The organism is Stappia taiwanensis (assembly GCF_014635285.1).
Taxonomy (GTDB): Bacteria; Pseudomonadota; Alphaproteobacteria; order Rhizobiales; family Stappiaceae; genus Stappia; species Stappia taiwanensis.
The window spans coordinates 597,364-613,518 of record NZ_BMCR01000002.1; the positions used below are offsets into that span (position 1 = coordinate 597,364).

Below are 16,155 nucleotides of genomic sequence, written 5' to 3' on the forward strand. Positions count from 1 at the left end.
GTCACGTGTCTCCTGAACCGCCTGTGCTCAAAAAAGAGGGCCGCCGGATTGCCCCGGCGGCCCATGTCAAACGTCTCTGTCGCCGCGATCAGTGATCGACGTCGCGCCACACCGACTTCTTGGTGAAGTAAAGCAGCGAGGCGAAAATGACGAGGAAGATCATCACCCGGAAACCGAGGTTCTTGCGCTCCTCGAGCTTCGGCTCGGCCACCCACATCATGAACGCCGCAACGTCATGCGCGTACTGCTCGACCGTCATCGGCGTACCGTCGGTGTACTCAACGGCCTCTTCGAACAGCGGCGGAGCCATCGCCAGCGACTTACCGGCGATGAAGCTCGGGTTGTAGTACTGCCCTTCCGGAACCTCGACACCCTCCGGCGGTTCTTCATAGCCGGTCAGCAGGTTGTAGATGTAGTCCGGACCGTGCTCCTGATACTGGGTGAAGATATCGAACACGAAGCCCGGGAAGCCACTGGCCACGGCCCGTGCCTTGGCAAGGGTCGAGAAGTCCGGCGGATAGGCACCGCCATTGGAGGCGCGGGCGGCCTGCTCGTTCGGGAACGGCGACGGGAACCGGTCCGACGGAATCGCCGGAAGCGCTTCCATCTCGCCGTCGTCATTCGGCCCCTTCAGCACCTCGTACTCGGCCGCGATCACCTTCACCTGATCTTCGGTGAAGCCGGGTCCGCCCTCTTCCGCAAGGTTGCGGAAAGCAAGGAACTTCGCACCATGACAGGACGCGCAGACTTCCTTGAACACCTTGAAGCCGCGCTGCAACTGCGCCTGGTCATAGGATCCGAACGGACCGCTGAACGACCACTGCTGGCGTTCGATGTGCGGGCCTTCGCCGGCAGCCAATGCCGGGGCGGCGACGGCAAGCGCCGCCACTGCCAGCAAGGCTCCACGAGCGGATCTGATCATCGTTTTCATCAATGAGAACTCCCAAGTTCGCTCGTGGGTCACTTCGTTTCCGGCGCGGACACCGCACCGGCCGGCTGACCGCCACCCGATCCGGCCAGCACCGCTTCGGAAATCGACGCGGGCAGAGCCTTCGGCTTCTCCAGGAAGCCGAGCAGCGGCAGGATGATCAGGAAGTGGGCGAAGTAATAGGCCGTCAGGATCCGGGCCAGCGTCACGTAGATGCCCTCGGCCGGCATGGCGCCGAGATAGCCGAGACCCACGCAGACGGCGGCAAAGATCCAGAAGAACTGCTTGAACAGCGGACGGTAGGTACCGGAACGGACCTTCGAGGTGTCGAGCCACGGCAGCACGAACAGAACCGCGATCGAACCGAACATCAGGATCACGCCACCGAGCTTGTCCGGCACCGCACGCAGGATCGCGTAGAACGGCAGGAAGTACCATTCCGGAACGATATGCGCCGGCGTCACCAGCGGGTTGGCTTCGATGTAGTTGTCCGCATGCCCGAGGAAGTTCGGGATGTAGAAGACGAAATACGCGAAGAAGATCATGAACACGACAATCGCGAACAGATCCTTGACCGTGTAGTACGGATGGAACGGGATCGTGTCCTGCTTCGTCTTCGGATTGATGCCCGTCGGGTTGCTGTTACCGCTGGTGTGGAAGGCCCACACGTGCAGCAGAACCACGCCGAAGATCATGAACGGCAGCAGGTAGTGCAGCGAGAAGAACCGGTTCAGCGTCGGATTGTCGACGGCGAAACCGCCCCACAGCCAGTTGACGATCGGCTCACCGACGAGCGGCAGCGCCGAGAACAGGTTGGTGATCACCGTGGCGCCCCAGAAGGACATCTGGCCCCAGGGAAGCACGTAACCCATGAAGGCGGTGGCCATCATGATAAGGAAGATCACGACACCGAGGATCCACGAAATCTCGCGGGGCGCCTTGTAGGAGCCGTAGTACATGCCGCGGAACATATGGATGAACACGGCGATGAAGAACATCGACGCGCCGTTGGCGTGCAGGTAGCGCATCAGCCAGCCGAAGTTCACATCGCGCATGATGTGTTCGACCGAGGCAAAGGCCGCCGTGGTGCTGGCCGTGTAATGCATCACCAGCACGATGCCGGTGACGATCTGGGCGATCAGCACGAAAAACAGGATACCACCGAAGGTCCACCAGTAGTTCAGATTCTTCGGGGTCGGAAAGTCAACGAAAGAGCCGCGAACGAGCGAAATCACCGGCAAGCGGCTCTCGAGCCACTTCGCCGCCGCGCTCTGCGGCACGTAGTTGGAATGTCCAGCCATGGCTGTCTCCTCTAAACTGCCGCTATCAGCCGATCCGAATGACATCGTCCGAGATGAACTCGAACGGCGGGATCATCAGGTTCTCGGGCGCGGGGCCCTTGCGAATTCGTCCTGCGGTGTCGTAGTGCGACCCGTGACAGGGGCAGAACCAGCCGCCGAAATCACCAGCCTCGCCCAGCGGAATGCATCCCAGATGGGTGCAGACGCCGACCATGACGATCAGGGCCTCGTTGCCCTCGACGCCACGGTTTACATCACTCGCATCCGCGTCCGGCCCGAGGTTCAGATTTCGGGCCATCGGGTCCGGAAGGTCGGCGATCGGCACTTCCTTGGCCTCGCCCACTTCCTTTTCGGTGCGGTAGCGGATGAACACCGGCTTGCCGCGCCACATCACCTTGATCGACTGCCCTTCCTCGATCGAGGAGACATCGACTTCGATCGACGCCAGCGCAAGCGCCGACGCATCGGGATTCATCTGGTGAATAAAGGGCCAGGCCAGCGCACCCACGCCAACCGCACCCATCGCACCGGTCGCGATATAGAGGAAATCGCGGCGTGTCGGTTCGACCGTATCCTGCTGTGCCAAGGTCGCGTCCTCTTCAAAACCATCTGCCCAACGGCGACGGCGCCCGATTGCGACCGTATTCCGATTTGGGAGGAATGGCCGGCGGAGCGCATCGACAGGGCGGCAAGTGCGGCTTCTCGCACTTTTCCAAGCGCGCGTGTTTTTGCACCGTTGGCGCGACTTGTCCAGATCAGCCTTGCGGGAAACGACGCTTTGTCGCGGTTTTTCCGCGAACTGGGACCAAAGCAGTATGCTACCCTTGTCCGATGCCCCTGCGGCACAACGGCAGGACGTGCGCCGGACCGGATGAAACCCGGCCCGGCGCGTTTCCACTCTTGACTCAACCGGCCGACGCCACCCCCGGCACACTGTCGATAAAACCGCCGGATTGGCGGCTCCAAAGCCGGGCGTAGAGGCCGCCACGGGCAAGCAGCTCCTCATGGGTACCGTCCTCGACCACCCGCCCCTTGTCCATCACCACCAGCCGGTCCATCGCCGCGATGGTCGACAGGCGGTGGGCGATGGCGATCACCGTCTTGCCGGACATCAACGTGTTGAGGCTGTCCTGAATGGCCGCCTCCACCTCGGAGTCCAGCGCCGAGGTTGCCTCGTCGAGCACCAGAATCGGCGCGTTCTTCAAAAGCACCCGGGCAATGGCGATTCGCTGGCGCTGGCCGCCGGAGAGCTTCACCCCGCGCTCGCCCACATGGGCCTCCAGCCCCTTGCGGCCCGACGGGTCCTCCAGATCGGCGACGAAACCGGCCGCATGGGCACGCCGCAGCGCCTCCATCGCCTCGGCCTCATCCGCATCCGGCTTGCCATAGACGAGATTGTCATGGACCGACCGATGCAGCAGCGAGGTGTCCTGGGTGACCATGCCGATGTTCGCCCTGAGGCTCGACTGGGTCACCCGGGCGATGTCCTGATCGTCGATCAGGATGCGCCCGCCCTCCAGGTCGTGGAACCTGAGCAGGAGATTGACCAGGGTCGACTTGCCCGCCCCCGAGGGGCCGACGAGCCCGACCTTTTCCCCCGGGCGAATGTCCAGGGAAAGCCGCTCGATCACCCCGGCCTCCCGGCCATAGTGGAAGCGCACATCCTCAAAGCGGATGCCGCCGCGCCCGACCACCAGCGGCCTGGCCCCGGCGATATCCGTCACATCGCGCTCGCGCGAGATGGTGGAGATGCCGTCCTGAACCGTGCCGATGTTTTCAAACAGGCCCGAGACCTCCCACAGGATCCACTGCGACATGCCATGCAGCCGCAGCACCAGGGCCATTGCCACGGCAATATCGCCGGTGGTCACCACCTCTTGTTGCCACAACAGGATGGCCAGCAGGCCGGTGGTGAACAGCAACAGGAGGTTGATGACATGCAGGATCGTGTTGAGCACCGTCACCAGCCGCATCTGCCGGTAGACCGTCTTCAGGAACTCCCACATGGAGGCGCGGGCGTAGCTCTCCTCCCGGTCGGTGTGGGAGAAGAGCTTGACCGTGGCGATGTTGGTATAGGCATCGACCACCCGCCCGGTCATCAGCGAGCGGGCATCTGCCTGGGTCTTCGACACCACCTTCAGCCGCGGCACGAACACCACCAGCACGGCAATATAGGCGATGAGCCACAGAACCAGCGGCACCGCCAGCTCCAGACTGGCATCGCCGATCAGCGCCAGCGCCGACAGGAAATAGACCGCCACATAGACAAGGGCATCGAGGATCCGCGTCACCACCTCACGCACCGCCAGTGAGGTCTGCATCACCTTGGTGGCGATACGGCCAGCGAAATCGTCCTGATAGAAGCCGATGCTCTGGCGCAGCAGGTAGCGGTGCACCTGCCAGCGGATCACCATCGGGTAATTGCCCATCAACCCCTGATGAAACACCAGCTCCCACAGGACCGACAGGATCGGCATGATGACGAGGATCACCACCCCCATCCACACGAGTGACCAGCCGTTGTCGGCAAAGAAGGTCTCCCGCTCGGCGGTGGAGAGCCAGTTCACCAGATCGCCGAGGAACGAGAAGATCATCACCTCGAAGATCGCGACGACGGCGCCCAGGAAGGACACCGCCGCCAGCACCGGCCAGACGGGCTTGGTGTAGTACCAACAGAAGCCGAACAGCGTTGCCGGCGGCGCCTTGACCTCACCGGAACGGAAGGGGTCGATGATCTTTTCAAAGCGGGCGAACATTGCGCACCTCTGCGGTTTGGATGCCAGCCTGCCGCAACGCCCCGCCCACGGACCAGCGCCGCCGCGCCGGCAACAGCGGACGGGCGGAAGGCGTGGTGAGCAGCAACGACAGCACGAAACTCGACACCGCCGCCGCCAGCACCACCAGACCGAGGAACAGGTCGGTCAGGCGGCGGAAGAACGCAGGCGCCGTTTCCGGCACCCCGGCAACGACCACGGCATCGAGCGTATCCAGTTCATGCGCCAACACGGGCAGAAACAGGACGACAGCCAGAAGGAAGGTAAGGACCATGCCGGCAGCGGCAACCAGCAGAACGTCGCGAAGACGCCAGCGGCCCGGCGGCGGCACACTTATATCGTCAGACGCCGCCGAAAACGGCGGCTTGGGCCGCGCGAACGGATCGAGCGGAAAACGGGAAGTCATAGCGGTCACTCCTGCAGAAAACCTGCGGAACGGGGGTGCCGGACGGATCGCACAGGCGGCAATGCACCTGCATCCGCGAGGGTCGCGGATTTATCGCGTGGCAATGATGTTGGGCGCTCGTGCCGAGCGCACTGAGATCAGTCGAAGGGAAGAATTCCGGTGGGGCGCATCACGCGACGCGCGGCATCAATCCTCGGTGGCCAGCGCGGGGTGTGGCCCCTGCGAATGCCGGGAGAACAGCGATGCAGATCTGAAATGCACAGGCATTTATCATGCGATCTCCCTTTCCTGGCGTGAGCCGATGGCAAGGCACCGGCAATCGGATTGATGAAGGCATCCGCAGCGACCTGAAAAAGCAGGGGGGGGCAGCGGACCCGGCCAAACGTCAACGGGCGTTGACAGGGAGGAGAATACCCAAGCTTTCATAAAAGAACAGCGAGATTTGACACAGCAGCCAACCTTGCCGCGCATTGTTGCCCATCTGCAACAAACCTGTGTCCTGCCTGCACGGCGACCACCGCTTCAGGCAGGCTCCTCCGCCGCCAGGAAACCGCCGCTTTTGGAGCCGGGGAATTGCACAGCCCGGCGGATTGCACGCATGTATGGCCCGACCGCAACAGATACGGTACCGGCCCGCAATACCGTGGCTTTGAGGGGCGGCGTTTTCCGCTACACAACAAACGCGGCGACGGGCTGGACCGAGCCGGGAACGGCGACCTGCACCGGCGCGCTGGCAGTATAGGCCAGGCTCGCCTGCCCCGGCGCCATCGAAGGGGCGGGGGCCGCAACGGAGGGTGACGAAACGCCCGCAGGTTCTGGAGACGGCCCGGAGAGCGCCTGCACGAGACCGGGATTGTCGAGCGCCCGGTCCCCCTCGTCGATGGCCCGGTCGATGGCCCGCGCGTCGCTTTGTTTGCCCGCCTCGTCGGACCGATCCCGGCGGGAGAGAGCCTCGATTTTTTCGGCGAGTTGCTTGAGCTCCTCGCCGATCTCCTTCAGCGTATCGCGCTCGCGCTTCATGCTCTCCGCACGGGACCGTGTTACCGCCTGTTCCTCGGCCTCCTGCTCGCCAATGTAGGCCTGCAGACCCGACTTGAGCTCTTCCTGGTTCGGGCCCGTCTCCTCGCCCGGAGCCGCACCCTCGCCCGAGCCAATGTTATCGCCAGGTCCGGCTTCGCTCCCGGCGCCCCCGTGCGAGGACACCATGACAAACGGCGTGACGGTTTCGCTTTCCGTATCCGCGTTCGCGCCGCCCTCGCCGGCCTGCCCCTCGGCACCAGCAGCAACTGTGGCACCTGTCTCGCCGGCTCCGGCCATGGCCTGCGCTCCGGCAACCCCGGTTCCACTGGCGGAAAGCCCCGATGCATCGGAACCGAGCTGCGAGGCGGCCCCCTTGAAGTCCTGGGCAAGCTGCTTGAGTTCCCTCAGCAGGGCCTTGGCCTGCTGAGGCGTAGCGAACTGCAGGCGCTGCTTGAGTTCGGCGATCTTCTGCTTGATCTCCGACACCCGATTGGAACGCGCACCGTCCTTCATCGACTCCGTCATGCGCTGCAGGCTCTGACTGATCTCGACGCTGTCCTTGATCTCCTTAACGGCGTCCTTGTCCAGCGCGATGCCGCTGCCGGCCAGCTTGTCGAGGGTCGCGTTCGCCTGCTGGGCGAAGAGGCCGGCGTTCCGGTCATTGCGATCCTGACCGGACCGCCCGGAAAGCCCGGCAAACGCCGAGACGGTCTGGAGCATGGAAAGGACCGACATCGCAAACTCCCCCGCTTTGCTGGCCTAAAGGCAGCAGGTCACAACCAGAAGGCGTATTTCATATCGGACCTAACCTCTTAAAAATGTCTTAACGGTTAATACAACTTAACCCGCTGCCATCATGCCGGTGCCACCTCGCCCGCAAACGTGTCCGCCGCCAGGAACCCGCCGGACTGGCGCTGCCACAGCTCCGCGTACAGCCCGCCCCGGGCCAGCAAAGCCTCATGCGAGCCGTCCTCGACGATCCGCCCCTTGTCCATCACCAGAAGCCGGTCCATCTCGGCGATGGTCGACAGGCGGTGGGCGATGGCGATCACCGTCTTCTCCGCCATCAAACTGTTGAGGCTATCCTGAATCGCCGCCTCGATTTCGGAATCGAGTGCCGAGGTCGCCTCGTCCAGAATGAGGATCGGCGCATCCTTCAACAGCACCCGGGCAATGGCGATCCGCTGACGCTGACCGCCGGAGAGCTTGACCCCGCGTTCCCCCACATGAGCGGCGAAGCCATGCCGGCCGCGCACATCGCTAAGCTCCTGAATGAACCCATCCGCGTGGGCGCGGGCGGCGGCAAGGCGCACCGCCTCCTCGCCCGCCTCCGGGCGGCCAAGGGCAATGTTGTCGGCAATCGACCGGTGCAGCAGCGCGGTATCCTGGGTCACCAGACCGATGGCGGCGCGCAGGCTCGACTGGGTCACAAGGGCGATATCCTGCCCGTCGATCAGGATGCGGCCGGATTCCAGATCGAAGAACCTGAGCAGCAGGTTGACCAGGGTCGACTTGCCCGCGCCCGAGCGGCCGACAATGCCCACCCGCTCGCCCGGCGCTATGGTCACCGACAGGCCCTCGATCACCCCGCCATCCTTGCCATAATGGAAGCTGACGTTCCGAAATTCGATCCGGCCCTCGTGCACGGTGAGTGCCGGCGCGTCCGGACGGTCGGTCACCGTCACCGGCCGAGTGATCGTCTCGGCGCTGTCATGCAGGGAGCCCAGCGCGCGAAACAGCCCGTTGAGCTGCCCCATCAACCGGCCGAGCAGCACCTGAAGCCGCAGCACCAGTGCCAGCACCAACGCCACGCCGCCGGTTGTCACCGTACCCGCCTGCCAGGCGGAGACGATCAAGACGGCAATCACCGTCAGCATCACCCCGGAGAGCAGATTGACCGCGATCCGCATGCCCGTGAGCGTGCGGGTGAACCGGCGGATCGAGGCGAGAAAATCGCGATAGGCCGCGCGAGTGCCCGCGTCCTCATGCGCCGCATCGGAAAACAGCTTCAGCGTCTGGATGTTGCCATAGCTGTCGACCAGCCGGCCGGTCACGCCCGACGCGGCATGCGCGCTTGCCTTGGCCCCCTTGCGGATGCGCGGCACGAACACCCACGCCGCCGAGCCAAAGAGCACCAGCCAGATCAACACCGCCACCCCGACCGCCCCATCGAGACCAGAGGCCAGCGACAGGGTAAACAGCGCGAAGACGACGATGAACCAGATGATCTGCAGCAGGCTGACCATGAAGTCGCCAGCGGATTGCCCCGACTGCCAGACCTTTTGCGAGATCCGGCCGGCGAACTCGTCCTGAAAGAACGCCAGCGACTTGGCCGTCACCTGTTCATGCCCCTGGAACCGCACCAGATTGAAGAAACCGGGAACGACGATCTGCTCTTCCACCAGCGCGGTGAGCGAGGCGGCAAGCGGGCGCAAGACCAGAATTGTCAGCCCCATCAGGGCAAGGACCAGGCCGTTGTCGCGCAGGAAACTGTCGCGCGCGCCCGCCTGCATCCGGTCAACCAGATCGCCGACGAAGACATAAAGCGATGCCTCGATCACGGCGGTGATGCCGCCGAGCACCAGCATGGCGAGAAAGGCCCAGCGTGCCTGGGAGACGAAGAACCAGAGATATCCGAGTGCGCCGCGCGGCACCGGACGGTCCGGCAGCGGCGCCAGCGGGTCGATCCGCCCCTCGAACCAGGTGAAGATGCGCTCGATCACGGCCATCGGACCTTCCGCAGCGCCGACCGGCGGCGCGCGTACCATCGCACCGAATCGGGATGACAGGAAACAGCCATCCATTTACCACCCATGGCAGCACCCGCTCCACTCATTGCCAGGATCGCCTCACCACCGATGCCCGACCTCGTTCTCTTCCAGCCCGACATTCCGCAGAACACCGGCACCATCCTGCGGCTCGCCGCCTGCATGGATGTCTGCGTGCATCTGATCGAGCCCGCCGGTTTTCCCCTGTCCGACCACGCCCTGAAGCGGGCCGGCATGGATTATCTGGAGCGTGCGGCCCTCGTCCGCCACCTCAACTGGCCGGTTTTCGAAGATTGGCGCCGCGCGCAGGGCCGCCGACTGGTGCTGTTGACGACGGCCGCGGCCAGCAGCTACGCGGAGTTCGCCTTCGCGCCCGGCGACCTCCTGATGCTCGGACGCGAATCCGCTGGCGTGCCGGCGGATGTGCATGCGAGCGCCGATGCCCGGCTGACCATCCCGATGGCCGAGGGCATGCGCTCGCTCAACGTCGCGGTGTCGGCGGCGATGGTGCTGGGCGAGGCCCTGCGGCAGACCGGCTCTTTTCCATCCCGCCCGCATCTGCCATGAAGGCGGCAAGGAACAACGCGACCTGAATGAACATGGGACGGATCATGAACGACACCACGGCCAAGCAGCCCCCGGTAAAGGGCGGCCCGATCCCCGACGGCATCGAGGACAAGAAGCAGACCGCGACCGCCTGGTTCGCCAGCCTGCGCGACCGGATCTGCAAGGCCTTCGAGGCCATCGAGGACGAGGCGGCAACCGATGCGGCGCTGCCGCCGGCCTTGCGCGACGTGCCCGCCGGGCGCTTCGTGCGCACCCCCTGGGAACGGACCGATTCCACCGGCGCCAAGGGCGGCGGCGGCGTCATGTCGATGATGAAGGGCCGGGTGTTCGAGAAAGTCGGGGTGCATGTCTCCACGGTGCACGGCGAGTTCTCGCCGGAGTTTCGCGGCCAGATCCCCGGCGCCAGCGAGGACCCGCGCTTCTGGGCCTCCGGCATTTCGCTGATCGCCCATCTGCACAATCCGCATGTGCCGGCGGTGCACATGAACACCCGCATGGTGGTCACCACCCGCCAGTGGTTTGGCGGCGGCGCCGACCTGACCCCGGTGCTGGACGCCCGGCGCAGCCAGGACGATCCCGACACCATCGCCTTCCATGCGGCGATGAAGGCGGCCTGCGCGGGCCATGAGGTCGCCGATTACGACCGCTACAAGACCTGGTGCGACGAGTATTTCTTCCTCAAGCACCGCAACGAGGCGCGCGGCATCGGTGGCATCTTCTACGACTACCTGAACTCCGGCGACTGGGAGAAGGACTTCGCCTTCACCCGCGATGTGGGCCTGGCCTTCCTCGACATCTACCCGAAGCTCGTGCGTGGCAATTTCGGCAAACCGTGGAGCGAGGCGGAGCGCGAGGAACAACTGATCCGCCGGGGCCGCTACGTCGAATACAACCTGCTCTACGACCGGGGCACCATCTTCGGGCTGAAAACCGGCGGCAATGTCGCCTCGATCCTGTCCTCCATGCCGCCGGTGGTCAAATGGCCCTGACTTGCCCCCGGTGACCTGCCGCAAATGATTTGACGTTCCGAGGCGCCCCATGTCCCTGCCGCCGCTCAGCTTCATCTCCATCGAGAATTACCGCTCGGTGCGGGCGCTGCATTGCCCGGTCGGGGCGCTGAATGTCTTCGTCGGCCGCAACGGCACCGGCAAGACCAACCTTTATCGCGCCCTGTCCTTGCTGCAGCAGGCGGCGCATGGGCGCATCACCCGCGCCATCGCCGAAGAAGGCGGGGTGGAGAGCGTGCTGTGGGCCGGCGAGCGCAAGCGCGCTCCGGTTCAGCTTCGCCTTTCCGCCCGGCTTGGCGATCTCACCTATGCGATCGCCATCGGCCTGCCGGTCAAGGGCAGCGATGCCGCCCTGCCGCTGGAACCGCTGGTGAAGGAAGAGAAGCTGACCCTTGCCGCCGGCCGGCGCGAGGTGGCCTTGATGCACCGGGCCGGACCGACCGCCTGGCTGCGCACGGCGGGCGGCGAGCGGCTGACCTATGACAACGAGCTGCTGGGATCGGAGACCGCGCTCTTCGCCTTCCGCGATGGCGCCCGCTTTCCCGAACTGGACATCCTCCGCCGCACCCTCACGGACTGGCGCTTTTACCATGGCTTCCGCACCGATGCCGCCTCGCCCTTGCGCCGCCCCGCCCTGGCGCTGACCACCCCGACCCTTGCGGCCGATGGCGCCGATCTGGCGGCGGTGCTGGCAACGCTCTGGCAGGTGCGGGAGGATCCGACCGACATCCGGAACGCGGTCGCCGACGCCTTCCCCGGCTCCGATCTGGACGTCTTCATCGAGGAGGCACAATGCGCCTTCGCCATGCGCTTTCCCGATCTCCAGCGGCCGTTTGCCGCCCATGAGCTGTCCGACGGCACGCTGAATTATCTCGCCCTGATCGGCGCGCTTCTGGCCTACCGCCTACCGGCCTTCATCGCCCTCAACGAGCCCGAAGCCAGCCTGCATCCGGATCTTCTGGAGCCGCTGGCCCGGGTGGTGGCCCGTGCCAGCGAGCGGGCGCAAATCTGGATCGTCACCCATTCGCAAGAGTTTGCCGGCCATCTCGCCCGCCATGCCGGCGCGGTCCCGCGCGTCATTCACAAGACGGGCGGGGCCACCGGCATCGAAGGCTTGAAGATCACCGGGGAATTCATTGAGGACTAAGGCTCGGCCAAGCGGATCAGTCGCCGGTCCTCTCGGCGCTCTCGGCGATCAGCGCCACCCGGTCCTTGCGGAAGCCGCTGGCAAGCCACAGGCTCTCCGCCTGTTTCAGACGGCGGCCCAGATCCGGCCCTGGACGGGCACCGGCGGCAATCAGATCGGCCCCGGAGACAGGCAGAACCGGCAGCGGCATCACCCGCAGCCGTTCCAGCGCCCGCAGGAAGCCCGCATCCTCCGGCCCGGCATCCACCTCCGCCCAGGCATACAGCAGACCGTCGACCGCCAGCGCCCGGCCATGGCGATAAAGCAACTCGGCCAGCCCCAGCTCGTCGAGCACGCCCCGTTCCCCCGCCTCCAACCGCGCGCGGATCGCCCGCCCGGCTTCAAGGCTGGCAATCATCCGCTTGCGCTCGGCGTTCGACAGCCGCAGGTGATCGGCGAGCTGTTGCAATTCCCGGGTGCCGCCATCGCTGAGGATGGCAAGGCACAGCGCCGGATCCCGGCTCTCCGCGGCAACGGCATCCAATGCCCTGAGCGCGCGGAATGGCTTGGTGCCCGCTGGCGTCGCCAGCACATATTGCAAGATCCCGGCGTCGTGCATCACCTCGACCGTATCGGCCGCCCCCGGCGCGCTGACCAGCTTGCGCAGTTCCATGCCGATGCGCTCCGCCGACAGATGGCTGAGGCCGGCCCGGGCCTCGGTCACCGCCCGCAATCCCTCCGCATTCAGCTCCCCCACCCCATACTGGGCGTGGAAGCGAAAGAAGCGCAGGATCCGCAGGTAATCCTCGGCAATGCGCCGGGATGCATCGCCGATGAAGCGCACATGCCGCGCCTTCAGATCGGGCAACCCGCCGACCGGATCGAACACCGTACCGTCCCGGTCGGCGTAAAGCGCGTTCATGGTGAAGTCGCGCCGTTCCGCGTCATGCTGCCAGTTGCGGCCGAACCGCACCGTCGCCGAGCGTCCGTGCGTCTCCACATCCTCGCGCAGGGTGGTCACCTCATAGGGCACCCCGTCGCTGACGATGGTCACCGTGCCATGGTCGAAGCCGGTGGGCACCGGTTTCAGCCCATGCGCCTTTGCCCGCGCCATCACCACCGAGGGTTCGGCGGTGGTCGACAGGTCGATGTCGGTCACCGGCAGGCCGAGCAGGGTGTTGCGGACCGCACCGCCAACCACCCGCACCCGGTCGTCGCCCGTCTCCAGCGCGGCGAACACCGCCTGCAGGCTCGGCGCGACCAGCCAGTCATCCGTTATCCTTGCGCTCATTGTCATTCCGCCGATGGGAGAAGCCTATTCATAATGGCCCGGGATCAACACCCCGTCGCGCAGTTCCGCCGGCTTGTAAACCTGCCCCTCGGGCAGCCCCTCGATGGTGGCCAGCCCCACCAGTCCGGCAATCACCAGCCCCATGCCGGCGATCACCAGCCAGACCATCGGCCCCTCCCGCCAGTTCTTGGAAGTCTGCGCTTTCTTGTTGATGGCGAGCCAGATGGCAAAACCGAGGAAGGGGAGCAGAAACAGCAGAAGTTGAGTTAAAATGACACGCAACATGGGCAATCTATCCGATCAACTTAAGGTGTAGCCTCAGGACATCGCGAAGCCATTCCGCGCCTGAGGCTCAACGCCAGACCGTTTCATAAAGCAGCCGCAGGATGCCGGCCGTCACCCCCCAGATGTAGCGCTCGCCATAGGGCATGGCATAGAAGTATCGCGGCTTGCCGGCGAAGATCCGGCTTTGCCGCTGGTGATTGGCGGTGTCCATCAGGAACCCGAGCGGCACCTCGAACAGATCCGCGACTTCGCCCGGGTTCGGCGTCAGCCCGGCGCGCGAATCGACCAGCCCCAGCACCGGCGCGACCCGGTAGCCCGAGCCGGTCAGATACTGCGGCAGCACACCGATCGGCGTCACCAGATCCGGCTGCAGGCCGATCTCCTCATCCGCCTCGCGCAGCGCCGCTTCGACCGGTCCGGCGTCCTCGGCATCGATCTTGCCGCCGGGCAACGAGATCTGGCCCGCGTGCGAGGGCAGATGATCGGTACGCAGGGTCAGGATCACCCGTGCGCCGCCGGTCCGTTCCACCACCGGGATCAGCACCGCCGCATCGCGCGGCGCGCGGGCGGCAAAGGCGAACGGCCCCAGTTCGGGATTGAGAATATGATCACCCGCCTCGCCCTCGATCGGCTCGGCCAGCCGGCTCCGCGCCCGGTCGATGAAGGGACCGGCATCGAGCCGGGAGAGCGCGCCGCGGCGTGTGTCGCCCGCGCCGCCGCCTCTCAGGTCATCGGGACACAGGGACATGCTCACGCCTCGCCTTCGCTGGCGGCATCCACCGCCATCGCGGGAAAGAAATCCACCGCCATCGCGGGAAAGAACATGCCGTCGCTCATCACTCCAAGCATCCTGATGCCGTCCACGTCCCGTTCCTCGAAAAGCTCGACAAGCTGATAAAGCAGCGGCCGGGAGAACAGGGCCTCCAGCCGCCCTCTCACCAACACATAGGGCTTCAGGCCGTCGGTTCCCACCTCCTGCTCGAACCGCAGCGGATGCTCGGCGCCGATCCGCACCACATCGCCCACATTGGTGCGCAGGGTCAGCACCTGGCCCGTGTCTGCCCCTGCCTCTTCCTGCTCCGCATGCAGCTCGACACCGAGAAACGGTGCATCCTCAACGGTGATGCCGAGTTTTTCCACCGGCGTCACCAGCAGGAAGCGCCCATCTTCCTCGCGCCGCAGAACGGAGGCAAACAGCCGCACCAACGCCTCGCGTCCGATCGGGCTGCCGAGGTAGTACCAGCGCCCGTCGGCGGCGATGCGCATGTCGATGTCGCCGCAAAACGGCGGGTTCCAGCGCTCCACCGGCGGCGCCGAGCGGCTCTTGCCGGCGCGGGCGATCAGCGCCGCCAGTCCGGCCGGCATCGCATCCCCGGTCCGTCCGGCCGGGTCCTGTCCGTCTTTTTCACTAAAATCCGTTGTCGCCGCCATGATTTGGCCCATACCCTGTCATGACAATGAGTCGATCCGGTTCGACACCAGTGTCGCACGAACCAGGACCGCCGAGCAGGAATTTCGCTGGCAGCCGCACGACATGCGCGGGCACCAGGTCCTAACGGCTTAAGGTTCGATGCCAAGGCTGTCAAACCGGGCGAGCGCACAGCGCCCTTCCGCTGGCGGACGCATGTCCGGGCCGGCGGGCAAGGCAGCAGGAAGAAGGACAGGCCGACCATGAGCTCGCTCACACCCCCTCAGGCTGATCCGAACGAGGTGCTGCGCGAAACCGAAGCCGCCGTTGAGAAAATCGCCGCGGCGCGCGATGAGATCGCCCGGGTCATCTTCGGGCAGGAAAGCGTGGTGGAGCGCGCGTTGATCACGCTCCTCTCCGGCGGGCATGGGCTCCTCGTTGGCGTTCCCGGCCTCGCCAAGACCAAGCTGGTGGAAACCCTCGGTACCGTGCTCGGCCTTGATGCCCGGCGCATCCAGTTCACCCCGGACCTGATGCCCTCGGACATTCTCGGCGCCGAGGTGATGGACCAGGCGCCCGATGGCAGCCGCTCCTTCCGCTTCATTCAGGGGCCGGTGTTCTCGCAAGTCCTGATGGCCGACGAGATCAACCGCGCCAGCCCGCGCACCCAATCGGCCCTCTTGCAGGCGATGCAGGAATATCACGTCACCATCGCCGGCCACCGCCACGACCTGCCGCGCCCCTTCCATGTGCTCGCCACCCAGAACCCGCTGGAGCAGGAAGGCACCTACCCCCTGCCCGAAGCCCAGCTCGACCGCTTCCTGATGCAGATCGACGTTCACTATCCCGACCGCGAGGCGGAACGGCGCATCCTGCTGGAGACCACCGGCGCGGAGGAGACCGCGGCCCGCACCATCATGAGCGCCGAGGATCTGACCGCCAGTCAGCAGCTTGTCCGCCGCATGCCGGTGGGCGAAAGCGTGGTCGAGGCGATCCTGCATCTGGTGCGCTCCGCCCGTCCGGGCGAGGGCGAGACCGATGACGAGCTTTCCAGCCTGATCGCCTGGGGGCCGGGACCGCGCGCCAGCCAGGCGTTGATGTTGACGGTGCGCGCCCGTGCGCTGGTCGATGGCCGGCTGGCGCCCTCGGTCGACGATGTACTCGCGCTCGCCGAGCCGGTGCTGCAACATCGCATGGCGCTGACCTTCGCCGCCCGCGCCGACGGGCACACCATTCGCGGGCTGATCGGCAAGGTCAAGGCGCGGATCGGATAG

Annotated in this window: 15 protein-coding genes; 4 read left to right on the plus strand and 11 right to left on the minus strand. The window is 65.4% G+C overall.

What is annotated here, in order from left to right; genetic code table 11:
* Positions 1-88: 88 nt before the first annotated feature.
* The 7 genes from IEV83_RS06610 to IEV83_RS06640 all read right to left on the minus strand — a co-directional run bounded on the left by IEV83_RS06610 (position 89) and on the right by IEV83_RS06640 (position 9,158).
* Positions 89-931, minus strand: a complete 843-nt coding sequence (locus IEV83_RS06610; protein WP_181759421.1) for a cytochrome c1 — start codon at positions 929-931, stop codon at positions 89-91.
* Positions 932-960: 29 nt separating this feature from the next.
* Positions 961-2,229 carry a cytochrome b gene (locus IEV83_RS06615; RefSeq protein ID WP_181759422.1) on the minus strand — a complete coding sequence of 423 codons (1,269 nt, stop codon included), beginning with the start codon at positions 2,227-2,229 and terminating at the stop codon, positions 961-963.
* Positions 2,230-2,254: 25 nt separating this feature from the next.
* On the minus strand, positions 2,255-2,815 hold the full coding sequence (petA, locus tag IEV83_RS20190; RefSeq protein ID WP_181759423.1) for a ubiquinol-cytochrome c reductase iron-sulfur subunit: 561 nt from the start codon (positions 2,813-2,815) through the stop codon (positions 2,255-2,257).
* Between the two features lie 319 nt (positions 2,816-3,134).
* Complete coding sequence (locus tag IEV83_RS06625; protein WP_181759424.1) at positions 3,135-4,985, minus strand: ABC transporter ATP-binding protein; 1,851 nt, start codon at positions 4,983-4,985, stop codon at positions 3,135-3,137.
* A complete protein-coding gene (locus tag IEV83_RS06630; protein ID WP_181759425.1) occupies positions 4,969-5,409 on the minus strand; it encodes a hypothetical protein in 441 nt (146 codons plus the stop codon). The genes IEV83_RS06625 and IEV83_RS06630 overlap by 17 nt, the downstream gene beginning before the upstream one ends.
* A gap of 669 nt (positions 5,410-6,078) precedes the next feature.
* Complete coding sequence (locus IEV83_RS06635) at positions 6,079-7,164, minus strand: hypothetical protein (protein ID WP_181759426.1); 1,086 nt, start codon at positions 7,162-7,164, stop codon at positions 6,079-6,081.
* Between the two features lie 119 nt (positions 7,165-7,283).
* Complete coding sequence (locus IEV83_RS06640) at positions 7,284-9,158, minus strand: ABC transporter ATP-binding protein (protein ID WP_181759427.1); 1,875 nt, start codon at positions 9,156-9,158, stop codon at positions 7,284-7,286.
* Positions 9,159-9,287: 129 nt separating this feature from the next.
* Here IEV83_RS06640 and IEV83_RS06645 point away from each other — a divergent pair, with 129 nt between their 5' ends.
* The 3 genes from IEV83_RS06645 to IEV83_RS06655 are packed head-to-tail and all read left to right on the plus strand — an operon-like array spanning position 9,288 to position 11,918.
* Entirely contained in the window at positions 9,288-9,764 is a 477-nt protein-coding gene (locus IEV83_RS06645; protein ID WP_181759428.1) for a tRNA (cytidine(34)-2'-O)-methyltransferase, read from the plus strand.
* Positions 9,765-9,808: 44 nt separating this feature from the next.
* Positions 9,809-10,753 (plus strand): oxygen-dependent coproporphyrinogen oxidase, encoded by a 945-nt coding sequence (gene hemF / locus IEV83_RS06650; RefSeq protein ID WP_181759537.1) that lies wholly within the window; start codon positions 9,809-9,811, stop codon positions 10,751-10,753.
* 49 nt (positions 10,754-10,802) lie between these two features.
* Complete coding sequence (locus tag IEV83_RS06655; RefSeq protein WP_181759429.1) at positions 10,803-11,918, plus strand: AAA family ATPase; 1,116 nt, start codon at positions 10,803-10,805, stop codon at positions 11,916-11,918.
* A 16-nt stretch (positions 11,919-11,934) separates the two neighbouring features.
* On the opposite strand, the gene IEV83_RS06660 is transcribed toward IEV83_RS06655, so the two are convergent.
* The 4 genes from IEV83_RS06660 to IEV83_RS06675 all read right to left on the minus strand — a co-directional run bounded on the left by IEV83_RS06660 (position 11,935) and on the right by IEV83_RS06675 (position 14,838).
* Positions 11,935-13,188, minus strand: coding sequence for a CCA tRNA nucleotidyltransferase (locus IEV83_RS06660; RefSeq protein WP_209003006.1), 1,254 nt, complete (start codon positions 13,186-13,188; stop codon positions 11,935-11,937).
* A 24-nt stretch (positions 13,189-13,212) separates the two neighbouring features.
* Positions 13,213-13,473 (minus strand): DUF6111 family protein, encoded by a 261-nt coding sequence (locus IEV83_RS06665; protein ID WP_181759431.1) that lies wholly within the window; start codon positions 13,471-13,473, stop codon positions 13,213-13,215.
* Positions 13,474-13,540: 67 nt separating this feature from the next.
* A complete protein-coding gene (locus IEV83_RS06670) occupies positions 13,541-14,221 on the minus strand; it encodes a CoA pyrophosphatase (protein ID WP_181759432.1) in 681 nt (226 codons plus the stop codon).
* A 2-nt stretch (positions 14,222-14,223) separates the two neighbouring features.
* Positions 14,224-14,838 carry a DUF1285 domain-containing protein gene (locus IEV83_RS06675; RefSeq protein ID WP_244628102.1) on the minus strand — a complete coding sequence of 205 codons (615 nt, stop codon included), beginning with the start codon at positions 14,836-14,838 and terminating at the stop codon, positions 14,224-14,226.
* Between the two features lie 306 nt (positions 14,839-15,144).
* Here IEV83_RS06675 and IEV83_RS06680 point away from each other — a divergent pair, with 306 nt between their 5' ends.
* A complete protein-coding gene (locus tag IEV83_RS06680; protein WP_181759434.1) occupies positions 15,145-16,155 on the plus strand; it encodes an AAA family ATPase in 1,011 nt (336 codons plus the stop codon).